This window comes from Mycoplana ramosa, assembly GCF_041930185.1.
In the GTDB taxonomy this organism is placed as follows: Bacteria; Pseudomonadota; Alphaproteobacteria; order Rhizobiales; family Rhizobiaceae; genus Mycoplana; species Mycoplana ramosa.
In genome coordinates this window covers 201,099-220,415 of record NZ_JBHEEW010000003.1, presented here as the reverse complement: position 1 = coordinate 220,415, position 19,317 = coordinate 201,099, and the positions used below count along the sequence as shown (strand labels likewise).

Sequence of the window (19,317 nt, the reverse complement as noted above, 5' to 3'; positions counted from 1 at the left end):
AACGGAGTTTCTCCGGGTTCTGGCGGGGTTGGCGATCCCGCAAAGCCTGATCTATCAGACCGTTGGCGGCCGAATCGGAACACGCTGCGAACGAATCGGAGACGAAACGAAGACTTCTTCCGATTCAGGTTTTGTTCCCTACAAAATGTTGAGCTTCATGCGAGTTCGCGCACCAGATGCTGAATCTGCCCCGCTACCAGGCCGAGTCGGCTGTGGCGGCACACAACCTGGCCCGAAAACGCTGTAAAGCCCTTTTTTGACAAGCACCAAAGAATCTTCGTCGAATGCCGGACCTAAGGCAGGAAGCGCCAGACCGTCGTCCGCTTGACCTCGCTATCCTCGAGCGCGCGGGTGACGGCAACCTCGTAGCTCGCGAGCGGCGCCATCCGCTCGCGAGGGCAATAGGATCGGCCCGGATCGCCAACGAGAACGGTGGCCCCGCGCGCGGAAAGCTCCGAAAACCACGGGATCAGCGCCGCCGCGAAGGTCTTATCGTAGAAGACATCGCCGGCCAGTACCACGTCCCAGCCCGTATCCTGCCCGACCATGTCGTCGGCGCAATGCGCCACGTCGACGCCGTTGAGCCCCGCGTTCAGCCGGATCGCCGTCTCGCTCCAAGGATCAATGTCGGCGGCCAGCACCTGCGCCGCGCCGGCCAGCCTGGCGGCAATCGCGACAAGCCCCGAGCCGCTGGCAAAATCGAGCACGTTACGGCCACGGACGGTCTCCGGATGGTCGAGCACGTAGCGGGCAAGTCCCTGCCCGCCCGCCCAGGCAAAGGCCCAGAACGGCGGCGGCAAGCCGATCTCCTCCAGTTCCTCCTCGGTCTTCAGCCAAAGAACGTGCGCTTCCGACGCCAGCCGCAGCCGGATCTCCGGCACGTGCGGCGGCGCGAGCGTCGACGTGTTGTCGAGGATGAAGCGTTCGGGATCGGTCTTCACGGCCGGATCAGCGCGGCGGGTTGTCGAGCCCGCCCATGCGGCAGACCTCGAGCCACTCCTCTTCAGTCACCGGCTGGACGGAGAGGCGCATGGAGGTGACGAGCGACATGTTTTCAAGCTTCGGGTTCGCCTTGATCTCCTTCAGCGACACCGGTCGCGGCATGTCGCAGACGGCACGAATGTCGACGCAGTCCCAGCGCGGATCGTCACCTGCGGTCGAATCAGGATGGGAAAGCGCACAGACTTCCGTGATGCCGACGATCTCCAGCCCCTCGTTGGAGTGGTAGAAGAAGCCCTTGTCGCCGATCTTCATCGCCCGCATGTTGTTGCGTGCCTGATAGTTTCGCACACCGTTCCACTCGGTACCCTGCTCGCCCGCGTCCTTCTGCATGGCCCAGGACCACTTGAAAGGTTCGGACTTGTAAAGCCAGAAAGCCATCCGCCTTATGCCTCCGGACTGTTGAAGACCCAGTTCCAGGCCTTCACCTCGACGCTGGCGAACAGCCCGGCCTTTGCATAGGGGTCCGCCTCGGCGAGCGCCCGTGCCGCTTCGATCGTCTCCGCCTTGACGACGACCAGGCTGCCGTTCGGTTTGCCGTCATCGCCGAGGAAAGGGCCGGCGAAGGCAAGCTTTCCTTCGTCGTTCAGCCCGTTGAGATAGGCCAGGTGCTCGGGACGGGTGTCGAGCCGTACCTGCAGGGCGCCCGGCTTGTCCGTGCACAAAAAGGCGAAATGCATATCGTCTCCTTCCTCAAAATTCCCGGGTGATGGGGCGGGTCATCAAGGCGCTGATGGCCGTCGTCAGATCGAGCTTGCCGTCGACGATCGCCGCGACCGCGTCGGTGATCGGCATGTCGACGCCCAGTTCGGCCGCTACCTTCGACGCGACGCCCGCTGCAAACGCCCCTTCGACAAGCTCTCCCGGCCATCCGTGCGCATTGCCCTGCTTTCCGAGCGCAATGCCGAAGCGCAGGTTTCGCGACTGATGGCTGGTTCCGGTCAGCACGAGATCGCCGAGCCCCGAAAGGCCGCTCACTGTCGAGGCGTCGCCGCCATGGGCCGCCACGAAGCGCGACATTTCGGCAAGTCCGCGTGAAATCAGCGCTGCCCGCGCCGAGTCTCCGAGGCCGGCCCCCTCGACCACGCCGCAGGCGATCGCCAGCACGTTCTTCAGCGCCCCGCCGAGTTGCACGCCTATGCGATCCGCTGACGGATAAAGACGGAAGGTCGGGCCCGACAGGGCGCGCGCCAGATCTGCCGCCTGCTCCAGCGTCTGCGCCGCGATAACCATCGCGGTCGGCAGCCCACGGGCGATGTCGGCGGCAAAGCCGGGGCCGGAAAGGACCGCGATGTTCTGGCGAGGAAGCTCTTCCTCCAGCACATCCGTCAGAAGGCGGCCGCTCGCCTTTTCCATGCCCTTGGCGCAGACGATGACCGTTGCCCCATCCATCAGATGGGGCGCGAGTTCACGGGCGGCCTCACGCTGCGCCTGCGAGGGCATCGCAAACAGCACGATCGGCGCGTGCCTGAGGATATCGCGATCCGTGGTCGCCTCAAGCGCCGCCGAAAGAACGATGCCCGGCAGGGCCACATCGTTGCGATGGTGGGTCGTGATATCGAGCACGGTCTCGTCGCGCCGGGCGAGCAGCGTGACCCGGCTTTCGCCGGTTTCGGCGACGACGGTGGCCAGCGCCGTACCGAACGCACCGGCCCCGACAACGACGACATGCGGACGTGGGTTCATGCCTTGGCTCCCCGCTTGCCCGATCCCAGCATTGCGGCGGCAGCCGCATCCAGCGGCCACCGCGACCGCGGGGCCACCGACAAGTCGTCCGGCGCAAGGCCGGCAGCCATGCGCTCCAATGCGGCCCAGGCGATCATGGCCGCATTGTCGGTACACAGCGCCAGCGGCGGCGCGACGAAGCGGAAATGGTTGCGATCGCAGAGATCCTTGAGCGTCGCGCGAAGAACCTTGTTCGCCGCCACTCCGCCAGCAACGACAAGGGCGGGGAAAGCGACGGATGGAAACTCTTGCCGGAACCGCGCAAGACCACGGCCGATCCGGTCCTTCAACGTGCGCGCGACCGCCTTCTGGAACGACGCGCAGATGTCGGCGATGTCCTGATCCGTCACCGGCTCGATCGATTGGGCAGCCTGGCGGACCGCCGTCTTCAGGCCGGAGAAGGAAAGATCGAGCCGCTTTTCGCCGACAAGCGGGCGTGGGAAGACGAAGCGATCCGGATTGCCCGTTTCAGCCGCCTTTTCCACCGCGGGGCCGCCGGGATAGGCAAGCCCGAGCAGCTTGGCAGTCTTGTCGAAGGCCTCGCCCAGCGCGTCGTCGATCGTCGTGCCCCAGCGCTCGTAGTCGCCGACGCCGCGCACCAGCACGAGTTGGGTGTGGCCGCCGGAAACGAGCAGCATCAGATAGGGGAACGAAAGCCCGTCGGTCAGCCGCGCCGTCAGGGCATGCCCTTCGAGATGGTTCACGGCATAGAGCGGCTTGCCCTTGGCGCGCGCGATCGCCTTGCCGGTCATCAGGCCGACGATCAGGCCGCCGATCAGGCCGGGACCGCTGGTCGCGGCGATCGCATCCACCTCGTCCAAAGTCTTTCCAGCCCGCGCCAGCGCCTGGCCAATCAATGCATCCAGTGCCTCGACATGCGCTCGCGCCGCAATCTCCGGCACGACCCCGCCATATGCGCTATGCTCGTCGAGTTGGCTGAGCACGACGTCGCCCAAAATCTGACCGTGCCCCGCCGGGTCGCGCACGACGACGGCGGCGGCGGTCTCGTCGCAGCTCGTTTCGATGCCGAGGATGGTCAGATGGGACGACATGAAGCACGCTGTTTGATTGCGATTGCGGCAAAAGCCGGATACGAGGACCTCCGGTAACAATGGATCAAGGCGGATGCAAACAAAACCTTTAAGGATCGGGACGCGCGGCAGCCCGCTGGCGCTGGCACAGGCGCACGAGACACGCGATCGGCTGATGGCGGCCCACGGCCTTCCTGAGGAGATGTTCGAGATCGTCGTGCTCTCGACGCAAGGAGACCGCATCACCGACCGCCCCCTCTCCGACATCGGCGGCAAGGGCCTCTTTACCGAGGAGATCGAGGCGCAGCTCTATTCGGGCGACCTGGATTTCGCCGTGCACTCGTCGAAGGACATGCCGACCCGCCTGCCGGACGGCCTGGAGCTCGCCGCGTTCCTTCCCCGCGAGGACCCGCGCGACGCCGTCGTCGGACGGACGGCCCCGTCGCTGATGGAACTGCCGCACGGCGCAACCGTCGGCTCCGCCTCTTTGCGCCGACAGGCCCAGATCCGCAAGTTGCGCCCCGACATCAACGTCATCACGTTTCGCGGGCAGGTGGACACGCGCCTGCGCAAGCTCGCCGAAGGCCAGGCCGACGCCACGATGCTCGCCTATGCCGGGTTGAAGCGGATTGCCAAGGAACACGTCGCGACCCAGATCCTGGACCTGGAGGTGTTCATGCCGGCACCGGCACAGGGCGCGATCTGCGTCGAGGCGCGCATCGGCGACCGGCGCACCGGCGAACTGCTCGCGGCCATCGACGATCGGGCCACCCATGAGGCCGTTACCTGCGAGCGCAGCTTCCTGGCCGTGCTCGACGGCTCATGCCGCACTCCGATTGCCGGCTATGCCGTCTCGGAAGCGGGCCGCATCCGCTTCCGCGGGATGATCCTGACCCCCGATGGCTCGCGGTTCTACGAAAGCGAAATCGAAGGGTTGGCAACGGACGCAGCCGCCCTCGGCGCCGAGGCGGGCCGCGTCGTGCGCGAAGCCGCGGGAACCAGTTTCTTCGACGGATGGGGGTAATGCGCGTCCTTGTGATCCGCCCGCACGGCCAGGCCCGTAGAACGGCAGAGAGACTGAAGGCGCTTGGCCATACGCCTGTCGTCGTCCCGCTGGCCGAGCCGGTTCACGACAGGGAGGCGACGCTTGCGGCCCTCTCGACGCACCATTCGGCAATCGCGATCACGAGCAGCGAGGCGGTAAGGGTGCTTCTGTCGCTCGGCGACGCACTCGATCGCCACTTGTTGACGACCGTCTTCGCCGTTGGCACAGCTACGGCCGGTGCGGCCGCGGAGGCCGGCTTCCGCACCGTACTCTCGCCGGATGGTGGTGACGGCAACAGCCTTGCCGACCTGATCGTTGCCCATCGGCGCGACTATGGAACCCCGCCCGATCCCCTTCTCTATCTGGCCGGAGCGCCGCGATCGAAGTCCTTCGAGTCGCGGCTGGATGCGGCGGGGGTCGCATACCAGACCGCCGAGTGCTACCGGATGGAACAGATCCGCCCCGAGCGGGCCGAACTGGAGCCGGTCCTGATCGGCAAGCCGATGGATGCCGTGCTGTTCTACTCGCGTGAGTCGGCGCTGCGGTTCTTCGCGCTGCCGCTGGTCGCCGAGCACCTCGACCGCCTCGATCGAACGCTCTTTCTCTGCATCAGCCGCAACGTGGCGACCGCGATACCCCAGCGTTTCAAGAAATCGGTCGTCATCGCCGACACGCCGACCGAAGCCGATTTGCTCGACCTGCTGTAGGTGGTTACGACCCGCTCCAGCTTCGCAAACCGTCGTCGGCACCCGGCTAAATCGAAGGAGGGGCTTTCCCTGCCCGGGTTACCTGACTAGGTTTATTGCATCGCAATGGAGAATGAGGAGACCGTCATGGACCCGGAAAAGCCGCCCCGCCGCAACAAATCCGGTGAGACGCCCGTGACGATCAACCTCGAGGCGGCTCCGGCTGCCGAAAGCGGCACCACGGACGAGGCTCAAACCGCTTCGACCGGCCCGACCGTCGAAACAAAGCAGGACATGGACCTGGCTCCGCCGACAGGCGACGCCGGAACGGCAAGCGCCGCGGAGCCCGAAACCACAGACAAGTCGCCGCCCATGACGGCGGCCTCCGAGACACCGCCGAGCCCCGGCAGGTCCGGCGCCTTCGCCGCCGCCATCCTCGGTGGCCTCGTCGCGCTCGCCGGCGCCGGCGCCCTGCAATACGGCGGCTATCTGCCGGCGCTTGGGCCGGAACGGGGCGGCGACGTCGATCTCGCCCCATTGAGCGCCGAGATTGATGCACTCAAATCGCGCCTGGCCAGCCTCGATACCGTGCAGCCACCCTCGGTGGACCTGCAACCGATCGAAACCCGCCTCGCTGCACTCGAAAAGGCGGCTGCGGCGACGCCGGCAGCGACGACGGTTTCCGGAGAAGCGGAGCAGTCCATCGCCGCGCTGGAAACGAGTGTTGCCAAACTCACCGCCGATATCGCGGCACTGCGCGAAGAGACGACGGCAGCCACCCGCGCCTCTGCCGACGGGATCTCCGCGTTGACACAGCGAGTGGACGCCGCCGAGCGCAAGCTGGAGGAGCCGCGCAGCGACGTGGCCATGGCACGCGCGGTCGCCGCAACCGCGCTGAAGACGACGATCGACCGCGGCGGCCCCTACCTCGCCGAACTCGAGGCGTTCGCCAGCATCGCCCCGGACGACCCATCGATCGCCGTGCTGCGGCCGCTAGCAGCGACCGGTGTGCCGTCCCGTGCCGATCTGGTGCGCGCCTTCCAGCCTGTTGCCGACGCGATGATCGAGGCCGTGCACCAGCCAACCGGCGATCAGGGCATCGTCGACAGGCTTCTCTCCAGCGCCTCGTCGGTCATCACGATCCGCCCGGTCGGCAGCGTCGAGGGAGACACCCCCGAGGCCATCATCGCGCGTATCGAGAACAAGCTGCAGAACGGCGACTTGAAGGGCGCGCAAATCGAGTGGCAAACGCTGCCCGAGGTCGCCCGCACCGCAGGAGCCGCCTACAAGACCACCCTCGACGAGCGGATCACCATCGAGGACGGGGTCGGCGCGATCGTCTCCGGCGCGATGGCGCCGACCAGCAACCAGGGCTGAGGGACGGAATCGACCATGATAAGACTGCTCTCTTTCATCCTTCTCGTCCTCGTGCTCGGCGCGGGCTTTGCCTGGCTTGCCGATCGGCCCGGCGAATTGTCGATCATCTGGCAAGGCCAGCGCATCGGCATGAGCCTGATGGTCGCCGCGACAATTGCGGTTTCACTGATGGCCGCCGTGATCTTTCTGTGGTGGCTCGTGCGCGTCATCCTCACATCGCCGCACGCGATCCGGCGTCATTTTCGCGCCCGCAAGCGTGATCGTGGCTACCAGGCGCTCTCCACCGGCCTGATCGCCGCCGGTGCCGGCGACGCCACCGCCGCCCGCAAGATGCTGGCACGGACCAAGGGGCTGATCAATGCCGACCAGGAGCCGCTCGTGCACCTGCTCGAAGCCCAGGCTGCCCTGATCGAGGGCCGCCACGACGAAGCCCGCCAGAAGTTCGAGCTGATGGCGGACGATCCGGAAACGCGCGAACTGGGTCTGCGCGGGCTCTATCTCGAAGCCAGGCGCCTTGGCGCCACCGAGGCCGCGCGGCAATATGCCGAGCGCGCCGCGGAGAAGGCGCCGCAGCTCCCCTGGGCCGCCGACGCGGTCCTGGAAGACCGTGCCCAGACCGGAGAATGGGATCAGGCGCTCCGCTTGCTCGAGCAGCAGAGGCCGACCTCGGCAGAGGAACGCAGCCAGTTGGATCGCCGCAAGGTCGTGCTGCTGACGGCGCGCGCCGGCGCAAAACTGGAGAGCGAACCGGACCCAAAGGCTGCCCGCGACGACGCGCTCGCCGCCCTGAGGATCGACGAAAACTTCATTCCGGCCGGGCTGATCGCGGCCAAGGCCTATCTGCGCGAGGCCAACCTGCGCAAGGCGGCCCACATTCTCGAGCGGCTGTGGAAGGCGAACCCACATCCGGACGTGGCGCGGCTCTTCATTCACGCCCGCACCGGCGATTCCCCGATCGATCGCCTGAAGCGAGCCGAGAAGCTGGAGGCGCTGCGTCCAAACAACGCCGAAACGCTCTTCGCCGTCGGTCAGGCAGCACTCGACGCGCGCAACTTCCACCTCGCCCGCGCCAAGGCGGAGGCAGCGGCCAGGCTCGCCCCGAGCGAGCGCGCCTTCCTTCTGCTCGCCGACATCGAGGATGCCGAGACCGGCGATCAGGGTCGCATCCGGCACTGGATGAACCAGGCCTTGAAATCGCCGCGCGATCCGGCATGGACCGCTGAAGGGGTTACGTCGCCAGTGTGGCTGCCGCTCTCGCCGGTGACCGGAAAGCTGGACGCCTTCCAGTGGAAAACGCCGGTGAGCGAATGGCAGGGGCCGATCGAAGAAGGGGTCGCCAACAGCGCCGAAGAGGCAATTCGCACCTTGCCCCCCGTGGCGATCGGCGACAGCCGTCCGATGCCGCGCGCCGATGCGTCGCACGAGCCCGCCCGCACCGAACCGATCGCGATCAAGCCGTCGACAAAGCCCGGACCCGCCGCTGCGGAGCCCGGACCCGCAGCAGAGGCGGCAATGTCGCGCGAGGGGGAAGCAAAGCCGTTCTTTGGCGGCCTGCCCGACGATCCCGGCGTCAAAAATGAGGCTAAGAAAGAGGCAAGCAACGGCAGCGCCGGCTTTCGCCTGTTCTAACGCATGTCTTCCGTCCACCAGAGCCGGTTTTGGGACAAAGACATGCGAACGTACGAGGGCCCAAGGCGTGGCAAGCGAACCGGAACGGTCGCCGCCGCGGCTTGGAGCGCTCCCGATCCAGACCTAAAGGGGTGACATGTTCGAGCGATTGCAGCGTTTGCTTTCGAACCTCTCGCGCGGCGACAGGCGGAACTTCGAAGCGGGGGATCCCCGTCTCGCGGTCATGGCGCTCTGTATCCAGGTGATGGAATCGGACGGTCGAGTGCTGGACGCCGAGCGATCGGCGTTGCGGGAACGCTTTCGCACGCTCTACGACCTCGACAATGCAGATCTGGCGGCTTTAATCGAGGCGGGCACGGCGGCCGCGGGGGAAGCCATCGACTTCTTCCAGTTCACCTCGGAACTGAAGCGGCAGCTCTCCGAGGAACAGAAGGTCGACCTCGTCGGGCTGCTCTGGGAGATCGTCTATGCGGACGGCGAACGCAGCGAACTGGAGGATCACGCCATCTGGCGCATTGCCGACTTGCTTGGCGTTTCGGGTCGCGAGCGGATCATGAAGCGCCAGGAGGTCGCCGGCCGGCACGGCGACAACCGCCCCGGCGACGACAACTGAGCGCATCGCGCGCGGTCTCGCGCAATCGGATAGGCCGGCCTTGCGCAATCGGGTGGACAGGCAAACACGGCTCTGACATCTTGGATTGCAAAGCGCGCCTTCCGGCACCCCGCCCGCCGGAAGCGAACGCGTCAGGATAGCCGCCACGATGCTTCAGACCCCGCGAAAGCCCGGACCGAAACGCCCGATCCTCATCATCCTGCACCAGGAAACGTCCAGCCCCGGCCGCGTCGGCCAGATCCTGCAACAGATGGGCTACGCCCTCGACATTCGCCGTCCGGTGATGGACGAACCGCTCCCGAAATCGCTTGACGCTCATGCCGGTGCGGTTGTCTTCGGCGGACCGATGAGCGCCAACGACGATCACGATTACGTCAAACGCGAGATCGACTGGCTCTCCGTTCCCCTGTCGGAAAACCGTCCCTTTCTGGGCATCTGCCTCGGCGCGCAGATGCTGGTGCGCCAGCTCGGCGGCGAGGTCGGTCCGCACGTCGACGGACTGGCGGAAATCGGCTGGTACGCGCTCGAGCCGACCGAGGAAGGGCGTGAGCTGATGGCCTGGCCCTCGATGGTCTACCAGTTCCATCGCGAAGGCTTCACGCTTCCGTCCGGGGCGACGCTGCTTGCCACCGGCGAACACTATGAAAACCAGGCCCTTCGCTACGGCGACAACGCCTGGGGCATCCAGTTCCACGGTGAACTGACGCTGGCGATGATGCACCGCTGGGTGGTGCGCGGCGCGCACCGCTTCGAGCTGCCGGGCGCCCAGACCGGCCACGCCCATCTCGACGGGCGCCTGTTGCACGACGCGGCGCTGCGCCAGTGGATGACGGGTTTTCTGGATAGCGTTTTCCACGAGAACTGAGTGCGGGCTGGTGACCCGGAGGCGGTCAGGACGGCGGGGCGCATCGGGCACATTAAACATGTTTGCGGTTGCAGCCATCGAGCGCACTTGCTGGCGAGCCGGCCAATGGCTACATGTGGGCGCACGTAACCGGAGACAACGAGACAACAATGATCGCGATCATCAACACCCTGCTGTTCATCATCAGCATCGCGTGGTTCATCATCATCGCATCGGCCATCTTTTCCTGGCTCTATGCCTTCAACGTGATCAATACCAACAACCAGGTGATCGCCTCGATCGGACGCGCGCTCTACAACCTCACCGAGCCGCTCTATCGCCCGATCCGGCGTTTCCTGCCGGACTTCGGCGGCGTGGACCTGTCGCCGATCGTCGTGCTGATCATCCTCTTCTTCCTCGAACAGGTCATTCGCAGCGTTCTCGCGCCTGCCCTCCTCGGACTCTGACATCCCGTGCCAGGCCGCCGTCACGAGGACCATGTGACACTGACGGTGCGGCTGACCCCGAATGGCGGGCGCGACGCGATCGACGGCGTCGAGACGGATGCGAGCGGCGAGCGTCACCTGAAGGTGCGCGTCCGGGCGGTGCCCGAGAAGGGCCAGGCCAACAAGGCACTGGTCGCAATGCTTGCGAAGGCGGCCGGCGTCGCGAAATCGGCCGTATCGCTGGTCAGCGGCGAGACCCAGAGAAAGAAAATCCTCCGGATCGAGGGCGACCCGGAGGAGATCCTGAAAAGACTTGGTCTTTGAGCGGGCAGCGCGCCGCGCAATGCGCAGCGCGACGGCTTACTTCTGCGCCTTGTAGCGCTCGATCGCCTCTACGATGAGCTTCTTGGCGACGTTTACGTCCTGCCAGCCGGCGATCTTCACCCACTTGCCGGGCTCCAGATCCTTGTAGTGCTCGAAGAAGTGCTCGATCTGCTTCAGCGTGATTTCCGGCAGGTCCGTGTAGTTCTCGACCTTGTCGTAGCGGCGCGTCAGCTTCGGCACCGGAACGGCGAGGATCTTCTCGTCCTTGCCGCCGTCGTCTTCCATGACCATGACGCCGATCGGGCGGACGTTGATGACGCAGCCCGGCACCAGGGGACGGGTGTTGGCGATCAGCACGTCGATCGGGTCGCCGTCTTCGGACAGCGTGTGCGGCACGAACCCGTAGTTCCCCGGATAGGTCATCGGCGTATAGAGGAAGCGGTCGACGATCAGCGCCCCGGCTTCCTTGTCCATCTCGTACTTGATCGGGTGACCGCCGACGGGAACCTCGACGATAACGTTCACGTCTTCCGGCGGGTTCTTGCCTATGGAGATTGCATCGATGCGCATGGGGGCTCCGTGTATGCAGTGGATTTCGCGGGCTTCGTAGAGCGAAACCCGCTGCAACGCAACATGCCATTGGTAGGGATGTCGGAAAGCGGGTTGTGGGCGTGCGGGCGCTTGCGCCACCCGATCGCTCCGTTCACGGGGTCGCCCCGAAAAAAGCAAGCCGCGTCATCAGCGTGTAGTCCGATTCCGACACCATCAGCCCGACGAAGACCAGCACGAGCAACGGCGGCAGCAGGATCGCATAGATCAGCGCGAGGCGCTCCCAGGCCATGTGCATGAACACCGCTACGATCAGGCCGGCTTTCAGCATCATGAAGATCAAGATCAGCGACCAGCGAAGGTATCCCTGCAGCCCGAAGTAGTCGACGAGGTAGGAACAGATGCTGAGCACGAACAGCAGTCCCCACACGAGCAGGTAAAGTTTGATGGGGTGTTGCTGATGCTCGGCGTGCGCGGCAGCGGGAACCGCTGGCTGCGTGGAAGTGTCGACGGTTGCCTGTGCCATGGCGCTGCCTCACCAGAGATAGAAAAACGCGAAGATGAAGACCCAGACCAGGTCGACGAAGTGCCAGTAGAGGCCGGTGATCTCAACGATCTCGTAGCGCCCCTTGCGGCTGGTGAAGAAGCCGCGACGCTCGGTGTCGAAGTCGCCGCGCCAGACCTTGCGCGCGATGATCAGCAGGAAGATGACGCCGATCGTGACGTGGGTTCCGTGGAACCCCGTGATCATGAAGAATGAGGAACCGAATTGCGCCGCCCCCCAGGGATTCTCCCACGGCCGCACGCCCTCATGAATCAGCTTGGTCCACTCGAAAGCCTGCATGCCGACGAAGGTCGCGCCGAGAAGAGCGGTCAGGAGCATCAAGAGGGCCGTCTTGCGCCGATCACGCCGGTAGCCGAAATTGACCGCCATCGCCATCGTACCGCTGCTGGTGATCAGCACGAAGGTCATGATCGCGATCAGGATCAGCGGGATTTCGTGGCCCGCGATCGTCAGCGCGAACACCTCGCTGGGATTGGGCCAGGGCACGACCGTCGACATGCGAGCGGTCATGTAGGCGAGCAGGAAGCAGCCGAAGACAAACGTGTCGCTGAGCAGGAAGATCCACATCATCGCCTTGCCCCAGGAGACGCTCTTGAACGCCTGCTGGTCGGAGGCCCAGTCGGAGACGAAACCGTGCATGCCGGCGGGCGGCGGGGAGGAGTGCGGCGGATGCGTGTGCACGGTCTCGGCCATGATCACCTTCCTATTGCAGCAGTTGCCGGCAGAGGTCGACGAAGTTGCTGGCCCAGCCGGCGAAGAGGGCAAGCAGCACAAGCCAGACGGCGAGCATGAAATGCCAGTAGATGGCGCAGAGATCGACGTTCAGCCGAAGCCTCCCGTTCATCGGGCCGTCGACCCAGGCCAGCCGCTGGGTGCGAACAAGCGCAACCATGCCGCCAAGGATGTGCAGGCCGTGCATCCCGGTGATGACGTAGAAGAAGCTGGCCGCGGCATCGTCGCTCAGAGTGTAGCCGGCCGCCACCAATTGCTGCCAGGCAAACACCTGCCCGGTCACGAAGGCCAGCGCGGTGGCGAAAGCGGCGAGCAGGGCCGTCCTCAAGCCCTCGCGTCGAGCCCGCAACGCCTCGACCTTGGCCCAGTGGAGGCAGAGGCTGCTCATGAAGAGAATGGCGGTGTTGACATACAGCAGCCGCGGCACCGGCAGCGCCCACCAGTCCCGCGTGTCGACTCGCATCAGATAGGCGCTGACGAAAAGGGTGAAGAGAGCGCCCACGACGGCCAGGAAGACACCGAGACCGACCTTGGCGACGGGCATCTTCGACGCCTCGAAGTGTCCTGCGTCGCTGAACCCATCGGCGTTGCCAACCTCCAGCCAGGGTTTTGACGCGATCCCGTGGCGCGCCAGCCACCATATGGCGATGGCTGCAATGCCGGCCAGGAAGACGAGCATCGCACTCATGCGGCCGCCTCCCGTGTGTAAGTCCCGGGTTGGTTCTGCGGGATGAAATCCTCCGGTGCGCCGGGCACGCTGTAGTCATAGGCCCAGCGATAGACGATCGGCAGGTCCTTGCCCCAGTTTCCATGCGCGGGGGGCGTTTGCGGCGTCTGCCATTCGAGCGTCGTCGCCCGCCAGGGGTTGCCGCCGGCCTCCCGCCCGTGCCGCAGGCTCCAGAACAGGTTGAACAGGAACACCATCTGTGCCGCGCCGACGACCAGCGCCATGACGGTGATGAAGATGTTCAGGTCGTGCACCGACGGCGGCACGAAGCTCGTTTCGCCGATCTCGTAGTAGCGGCGCGGCACGCCGACGAGCCCGACATAATGCATCGGGAAGAAGATCAGGTAGGCGCCGACGAAGGTGATCCAGAAATGGAGCTGCCCCATTCCCTCGTTGAGCATCCGCCCGGTGATCTTCGGATACCAGTGATAGATCGCCCCGAAGATGACGAGGATCGGCGCCACCCCCATCACCATGTGGAAATGGGCGACGACGAACATCGTGTCGGACAACGGCACATCAACCACGACGTTACCGAGGAACAGCCCGGTCAGCCCGCCGTTGACGAAGGTGACGATGAAGCCGAGCGCGAACAGCATCGGCAGCGTCAGGTGGATGTTGCCGCGCCAAAGCGTCAGCACCCAGTTGTAGACCTTGAGCGCCGTCGGCACGGCAATGATCAGCGTCGTCGTGGCGAAGAAGAAGCCAAAATAGGGGTTCATGCCGCTGACATACATGTGGTGCGCCCAGACGACGAAGGAGAGCGCGCCGATGATGACGATCGCCCACACCATCATCCGGTAGCCGAAGATGTTCTTGCGCGCATGCGTGCTGATCAGGTCGGAGACGATGCCGAAGGCCGGCAGCGCAACGATGTAGACCTCGGGATGGCCGAAGAACCAGAACAGGTGCTGGAACAGGATCGGGCTGCCGCCGCCATGCTTCAATTGCTCGCCCATTTCGGCGATCGCCGGCATGAAGAAACTGGTGCCGAGCACCCGGTCGAACAGCATCATCACGCAGGCGACGAACAGCGCCGGGAAAGCCAGCAGCGCCATCACGGTGGCGGTGAAGATGCCCCACACCGTCAGCGGCAGCCGCATCAGCGTCATGCCGCGGGTGCGCCCCTGCAGCACGGTCACGACGTAGTTCAGCCCGCCCATGGTGAAGCCGATGATAAAGATGATCAAAGAGACCAGCATCAGAATGATGCCCCAGTCCTGCCCGCCCGGCGTGTTGGAGAGGATCGCCTGCGGTGGGTAGAGCGTCCAGCCGGCACCCGTAGGCCCGCCCGAAGCAAAGAAACTGGCAGCCAGCACCAGGACCGCCAGCAGATAGATCCAGTAACTCAGCATGTTGGCGTAAGGGAACACCATGTCGCGCGCGCCGACCATCAGCGGGATCAGGTAGTTGCCGAAGCCGCCGAGGAAGAGCGCGGTGAGCAGATAGATCACCATGATCATGCCGTGCATGGTGATGAACTGGTAGTAGCGCTCGGGGTCGATGAACGGAAGCGCGCCGGGGAAGGCGAGCTGGATACGCATCAGCCAGGAGAGCACGAGCGCGACCAGACCGATTGCGATCGCCGTCGAGGCATACTGGATGGCGATGACCTTCGCGTCCTGGCTGAAGACGTAGCGCGTCCACCAGCTGTGCGGATGGTAGAGCTCCACGTCCTCCACCACGGCCGGCGAGACAACGTCGCCTGCACCCGGGCTGACTTCAACCATCGTCGCTCCTCCTGTCGGATCGCTCCCGGATCCTGCCTGCTATTTTTCGGCGGACACCTCCGCCAACACGGCGCCCGCGGGCGGTACTGACGCCTGCAACTGCGAAAAGGTCGATTGCTGTGCGAGCCAGGCCTGGTAGTCGGCCTCAGTGTCGATGACGACGGTGCCGCGCATCTGCGGGTGGCCGACGCCGCAAAGCTCGGCGCACAGGATGTCGAATGTGCCGGCCCGCGTCGGCGTCAGCCAGAAATAGGTGACCATGCCGGGAATCATGTCCATCTTGGCGCGGAATTCGGGCACGTAGAAATCGTGCAGCACGTCGATGGACCGCAGCAGCACCTTCACCGGCTTACCGATCGGAAGATGCAGTTCGCCGCCCTCGATGACGACGTCGTCCAGCGCGTTGGTATCGGCCTTGTCGATGCCGAGCGAATTGTCGGCAGCGACGTTGCGGGTGTCGGCCCGTCCGAGCTTGCCGTCGGCTCCCGGTAAGCGGAAGCTCCAGAGCCACTGCTGGCCGACGACCTCGATCTCGGCCGCCCCCTTTGGAACGGTGATGAACTGGTGCCAGACGAACAGCCCCGGCGCCAGCATGGCGAAGACTCCGAGCGCCGTGCCGATCGCAAGCCCGCTCTCCAGCCGCGGGTTCTCAGGCTCATAGGCTGCCCGGCGACCCGGATCGTGGCGGAAGCGCCAGACGCAATAGGCGAGAAACATCACCACGGCGACAAAGACGACGCCGGTGATCCAGAACGTAATGACGAGTGTGGAGTCGATGTAGCCCCAGTTCGACGCGATTTGCGTCCACCACCACGGGCTTACGAGATGGAACACGACCGAACCCACGGCGATCGCAACCAGCACCAGCACGACTGCCATTTCCGTCCCTCCCGCCTCGCTCGGCCGTGGGCATGAAGCTGCAATCCGCAATTTTAATTCATAATTATCTCATGAACAAAAAAGGCAAGCAATTCCCGCGAAAGGCGTGCCGTTGTCGCCGTTGCAAGGACCGCTCATCCCTTGGCTCATTGTGGCGAGTACTGCTTAAGGTAGGCCAACAGGTTGGAAATCTCGGTGTCATCCTTCAAGCCGGGAAACACCATTTTCGTGCCTTTCACCTTGGCCTTCGGATTGTGCAGATAGTCGCGCAAGGTCGTCTCGTTCCAAACGAGTCCGCCCTTGCCCGCATCGATCATTGCGGTCGAGTATTTGTAGTCGGCGTGGGTACCAGCCGTACGTCCGATTACGCCGTGCAGCGAGGGGCCGACCTTGTTCGTATCCTTGTCGACCACATGGCAGACTGCGCATTTCTTGAAGACGGTCTCGCCAGCTGTGGCATCGCCCTCCTGCGCCAAAGCGCTGCCGGCCATGCACAGAATGACGCAGGCCGATACGGGTTCCCAAAAGCGCATCGCAAACCCTCCCGATACACGCCGAAGCCGCCGCATGGCGACTGTCACTGCGCGACGGCCTTCGGCTCTTGCGAACATTAGAAGGTAGGCAAATACTGTAGCATGTCAATCCGACGGGAGGGATGAGAACGGAGAGGGGCATCCCATAGGCGCTGGCGTCAGCGGAAGATGAAGCCGATCTTCTTCAATTCCTTGCCGCCGAAATCTTCCATGCCCTCGGCGATATCGAGGCCACCGGCCGAGCGGAAGAACCGTTCCGCCATTTCGCTGTCCTCCAGGCACCAGACGACGATGCCGTTGCAGCCGAGCGACTTCAGCAACCGTCTGCTCTCGCCGAACAGCAGGCGGCCGAGGCCAAGCCCCTGGTACTCGGGGCGCAGATAGATTTCGTAGATTTCGCCGTCCTGCGGCAGGGACTGCGCCCGGTTGAGCCCGAGCGTCGCATAGCCGGCGACGACGCCGGCGACGTCGAGCACGAGCAGAGTCGCAGGACCGCGAGTGGCCTTGCGCCACCAATGCTCGTCCCGGCGCTGCACCATCTGCATCAGCGGCTTGTGCGGGATGATCCCGCCATAGCCCTGCAGCCAGGACGCCCGATGGGTCTCTGAGATCCCCCATGCGTCCTGCGGCTCCGCGCGCCTTACATCGATCGATAGTGTTTTCATCGAAATGACTCTAAGCCCGCATCGACCGAACCGGAATCCCGGTCGTCCCGAAGACCCTTCTTGCCCACAGGCAAGTTCGCTTGCGGCACAGCCGAAAGGTTAACGCATTTTTAAGAAATGCCACAAGTCGTATTAACTCGGCACACACATGAAAAAGGCCCCGGCTTTTGTGCCGGGGCCTAGATCGTTTTGAGGATGCTGTCGCCTACTTTCGGCGCGAATCAGGCCGCGCCGGCCGAGCGCTGCTTCTCGAAGCGCTTGCGGTCGTTGGAGTCGAGATAGAGCTTGCGAAGGCGGATCGACTTCGGCGTCACCTCGACCAGTTCGTCGTCCTGGATCCAGGAGAGCGCGCGCTCCAGCGTCATCTTGATCGGCGGCGTCAGGCGGACGGCCTCGTCCTTGCCGGCGGCGCGGATGTTGGTGAGCTTCTTGCCCTTCAGCACGTTCACTTCGAGATCGTTGTCGCGCGTGTGAATGCCGACGATCATGCCGGCATAGACCTTGTCGCCGGCGTCGATCACCATCGGACCGCGGTCTTCCAGGTTGAACAGCGCATAGGCGACGGCTTCGCCCGCTTCGTTGGCGAGCAGCACGCCGTTGACGCGGCCGCCGATCTCGCCCTTGTACGGCTGGTACTCGTGGAACAGCCGGTTCATGATCGCCGTGCCGCGGGTATCCGTCAAAAGTTCCGACTGGTAGCCGATCAGGCCGCGGGTGGGGGCGAAGAAGACGAGGCGGACGCGGTTGCCGCCCGACGGACGCAGCTCGACCATCTCGGCCTTGCGCTCGGACATCTTCTGCACCACGATGCCGGAATGCTCTTCATCGACGTCGATGACGACTTCCTCGACCGGCTCGAGCATCTGGCCGGTCGCCTCATCCTTGTGCATGACGACGCGCGGACGGGAGACGGCGAGCTCGAAGCCTTCGCGGCGCATGGTTTCGATCAGAACGGCGAGCTGGAGTTCGCCGCGGCCGGACACGAAGAACGAGTCCTTGTCGCCCGACTCTTCGATCTTCAGCGCCACGTTGCCTTCGGCTTCCTTGAACAGGCGGTCGCGGATGACGCGGCTCGTGACCTTGTCGCCCTCGGTGCCGGCAAGCGGGCTGTCGTTGACGATGAAGGACATGGTGACGGTCGGCGGGTCGATCGGCTGAGCCTTCAGTGCCTCGGTCACCGCCGGATCGCAGAAGGTATCGGCGACGGTGCCCTTCGTCAGGCCAGCGATCGCGATGATGTCGCCGGCTTGCGCTTCCTCGATCGGCTGGCGCTCGATGCCGCGGAAGGCGAGGATCTTCGAGACGCGACCGGTTTCGATCAGCTTGCCGTCCTGGCCGAGCACCTTGACGGCCTGGTTCGGCTTGATCGAGCCGGAATGAACGCGGCCGGTGATGATGCGGCCGAGGAAGGGATTGGCCTCGAGGATGGTGCCGATCATGCGGAACGGCCCTTCTGCAACCGTCGGCTCCGGCACGTGCTTGAGCACGAGGTCGAGCAGCGGCGCCATGCCCTGATCCTTGGGGCCTTCCGGGTTGACGTTCATCCAGCCGTTGCGGCCCGAACCATAGAGGATCGGGAAGTCGAGCTGCTCGTCGGTGGCGTCGAGGTTGGCGAACAGATCGAAGACCTCGTTCAGCACTTCCTCGTGGCGGCCGTCGGGACGGTCGATCTTGTTGATGGCGACGATCGGCTTCAAACCGACCTTGAGCGCCTTGCCGACCACGAACTTGGTCTGCGGCATCGGGCCCTCGGAGCTGTCGACGAGCACGATCGCCCCGTCCACCATCGACAGGATGCGCTCGACCTCGCCGCCGAAATCGGCGTGGCCGGGGGTGTCGACGATGTTGATGCGGGTCCCCTTCCACTCGACCGAGGTGGCCTTGGCGAGGATGGTGATGCCGCGTTCTTTTTCGATGTCGCCCGAATCCATGACGCGTTCGGCGACGCGCTGGTTCTCACGGAACGAGCCGGACTGCTTCAGGAGCTCGTCAACGAGCGTGGTTTTGCCATGGTCGACGTGCGCGATGATCGCGATATTACGAATGGACATGTTTGATCTCTGGGTTTGGGCGCACACGGCGAAGGCAGCGCCATCTTCAATGGCGCGCTCTTACATGGTTTTCCGCAAATGCGAAAGGGGCAGGCCGGCACTGCGTCTTGCCGGGCGCTGCAAAATGGTGCCGCGCGGACTCACGACGTCACCGCCGGATCGACCGG

General features: G+C 64.6%; 22 protein-coding genes. 8 read left to right on the top strand and 14 right to left on the bottom strand.

The window, feature by feature from the left end:
* Positions 1–293: 293 nt before the first annotated feature.
* The 5 genes from JNC62_RS05445 to tsaD are packed head-to-tail and all read right to left on the bottom strand — an operon-like array spanning position 294 to position 3,776.
* Positions 294–941 (bottom strand): class I SAM-dependent methyltransferase, encoded by a 648-nt coding sequence (locus JNC62_RS05445; protein WP_374836708.1) that lies wholly within the window; start codon positions 939–941, stop codon positions 294–296.
* Positions 942–948: 7 nt separating this feature from the next.
* Complete coding sequence (locus JNC62_RS05440; RefSeq protein WP_374836706.1) at positions 949–1,380, bottom strand: EVE domain-containing protein; 432 nt, start codon at positions 1,378–1,380, stop codon at positions 949–951.
* 5 nt (positions 1,381–1,385) lie between these two features.
* Positions 1,386–1,679 (bottom strand): YciI-like protein, encoded by a 294-nt coding sequence (locus JNC62_RS05435; RefSeq protein ID WP_374836704.1) that lies wholly within the window; start codon positions 1,677–1,679, stop codon positions 1,386–1,388.
* Between the two features lie 13 nt (positions 1,680–1,692).
* Complete coding sequence (locus JNC62_RS05430; protein WP_374836702.1) at positions 1,693–2,685, bottom strand: NAD(P)H-dependent glycerol-3-phosphate dehydrogenase; 993 nt, start codon at positions 2,683–2,685, stop codon at positions 1,693–1,695.
* Positions 2,682–3,776 carry a tRNA (adenosine(37)-N6)-threonylcarbamoyltransferase complex transferase subunit TsaD gene (tsaD, locus tag JNC62_RS05425; protein ID WP_374836700.1) on the bottom strand — a complete coding sequence of 365 codons (1,095 nt, stop codon included), beginning with the start codon at positions 3,774–3,776 and terminating at the stop codon, positions 2,682–2,684. Before tsaD ends, JNC62_RS05430 begins: the two co-directional genes overlap by 4 nt.
* Positions 3,777–3,849: 73 nt before the next feature.
* On the opposite strand from tsaD, the gene hemC reads away from it, so the two are divergent.
* From hemC to JNC62_RS05385, 8 genes are all read left to right on the top strand, one after another.
* Positions 3,850–4,779, top strand: a complete 930-nt coding sequence (gene hemC, locus JNC62_RS05420; protein ID WP_374836698.1) for a hydroxymethylbilane synthase — start codon at positions 3,850–3,852, stop codon at positions 4,777–4,779.
* A complete protein-coding gene (locus JNC62_RS05415; protein WP_374836696.1) occupies positions 4,779–5,507 on the top strand; it encodes a uroporphyrinogen-III synthase in 729 nt (242 codons plus the stop codon). The genes hemC and JNC62_RS05415 overlap by 1 nt, the downstream gene beginning before the upstream one ends.
* A gap of 126 nt (positions 5,508–5,633) precedes the next feature.
* Complete coding sequence (locus JNC62_RS05410; RefSeq protein ID WP_374836694.1) at positions 5,634–6,863, top strand: COG4223 family protein; 1,230 nt, start codon at positions 5,634–5,636, stop codon at positions 6,861–6,863.
* Positions 6,864–6,878: 15 nt separating this feature from the next.
* Positions 6,879–8,492 (top strand): heme biosynthesis protein HemY, encoded by a 1,614-nt coding sequence (locus tag JNC62_RS05405; protein WP_374836689.1) that lies wholly within the window; start codon positions 6,879–6,881, stop codon positions 8,490–8,492.
* Between the two features lie 136 nt (positions 8,493–8,628).
* Positions 8,629–9,105, top strand: coding sequence for a tellurite resistance TerB family protein (locus JNC62_RS05400; RefSeq protein ID WP_374836687.1), 477 nt, complete (start codon positions 8,629–8,631; stop codon positions 9,103–9,105).
* 148 nt (positions 9,106–9,253) lie between these two features.
* Complete coding sequence (locus tag JNC62_RS05395; protein ID WP_374836686.1) at positions 9,254–9,970, top strand: glutamine amidotransferase; 717 nt, start codon at positions 9,254–9,256, stop codon at positions 9,968–9,970.
* A gap of 149 nt (positions 9,971–10,119) precedes the next feature.
* The gene (locus tag JNC62_RS05390) at positions 10,120–10,416 is read left to right on the top strand and encodes a YggT family protein (RefSeq protein WP_374836684.1); all 297 of its coding nucleotides are present in this window, start codon (positions 10,120–10,122) and stop codon (positions 10,414–10,416) included.
* Between the two features lie 6 nt (positions 10,417–10,422).
* On the top strand, positions 10,423–10,719 hold the full coding sequence (locus JNC62_RS05385; protein ID WP_374836683.1) for a DUF167 domain-containing protein: 297 nt from the start codon (positions 10,423–10,425) through the stop codon (positions 10,717–10,719).
* A gap of 36 nt (positions 10,720–10,755) precedes the next feature.
* On the opposite strand, the gene ppa is transcribed toward JNC62_RS05385, so the two are convergent.
* The 9 genes from ppa to typA form a co-directional block, all read right to left on the bottom strand.
* Positions 10,756–11,289, bottom strand: coding sequence for an inorganic diphosphatase (gene ppa / locus JNC62_RS05380; protein ID WP_374836681.1), 534 nt, complete (start codon positions 11,287–11,289; stop codon positions 10,756–10,758).
* A gap of 133 nt (positions 11,290–11,422) precedes the next feature.
* Positions 11,423–11,794, bottom strand: coding sequence for a cytochrome C oxidase subunit IV family protein (locus tag JNC62_RS05375; protein WP_374836679.1), 372 nt, complete (start codon positions 11,792–11,794; stop codon positions 11,423–11,425).
* A gap of 9 nt (positions 11,795–11,803) precedes the next feature.
* Positions 11,804–12,526, bottom strand: coding sequence for a heme-copper oxidase subunit III family protein (locus JNC62_RS05370; RefSeq protein WP_374836678.1), 723 nt, complete (start codon positions 12,524–12,526; stop codon positions 11,804–11,806).
* A 10-nt stretch (positions 12,527–12,536) separates the two neighbouring features.
* On the bottom strand, positions 12,537–13,253 hold the full coding sequence (locus JNC62_RS05365; RefSeq protein ID WP_374836676.1) for a cytochrome c oxidase subunit 3: 717 nt from the start codon (positions 13,251–13,253) through the stop codon (positions 12,537–12,539).
* Positions 13,250–15,022 (bottom strand): cytochrome c oxidase subunit I, encoded by a 1,773-nt coding sequence (gene ctaD, locus JNC62_RS05360; RefSeq protein WP_374836674.1) that lies wholly within the window; start codon positions 15,020–15,022, stop codon positions 13,250–13,252. The genes JNC62_RS05365 and ctaD overlap by 4 nt, the downstream gene beginning before the upstream one ends.
* A 39-nt stretch (positions 15,023–15,061) precedes the next feature.
* Complete coding sequence (locus JNC62_RS05355) at positions 15,062–15,901, bottom strand: cytochrome c oxidase subunit II (RefSeq protein ID WP_374836672.1); 840 nt, start codon at positions 15,899–15,901, stop codon at positions 15,062–15,064.
* 146 nt (positions 15,902–16,047) lie between these two features.
* Positions 16,048–16,434 (bottom strand): c-type cytochrome, encoded by a 387-nt coding sequence (locus JNC62_RS05350; RefSeq protein ID WP_374836670.1) that lies wholly within the window; start codon positions 16,432–16,434, stop codon positions 16,048–16,050.
* Between the two features lie 158 nt (positions 16,435–16,592).
* Positions 16,593–17,099 (bottom strand): GNAT family N-acetyltransferase, encoded by a 507-nt coding sequence (locus JNC62_RS05345; RefSeq protein WP_374836668.1) that lies wholly within the window; start codon positions 17,097–17,099, stop codon positions 16,593–16,595.
* A gap of 221 nt (positions 17,100–17,320) precedes the next feature.
* Entirely contained in the window at positions 17,321–19,150 is a 1,830-nt protein-coding gene (gene typA, locus JNC62_RS05340; RefSeq protein ID WP_374836666.1) for a translational GTPase TypA, read from the bottom strand.
* Positions 19,151–19,317: the final 167 nt, after the last annotated feature.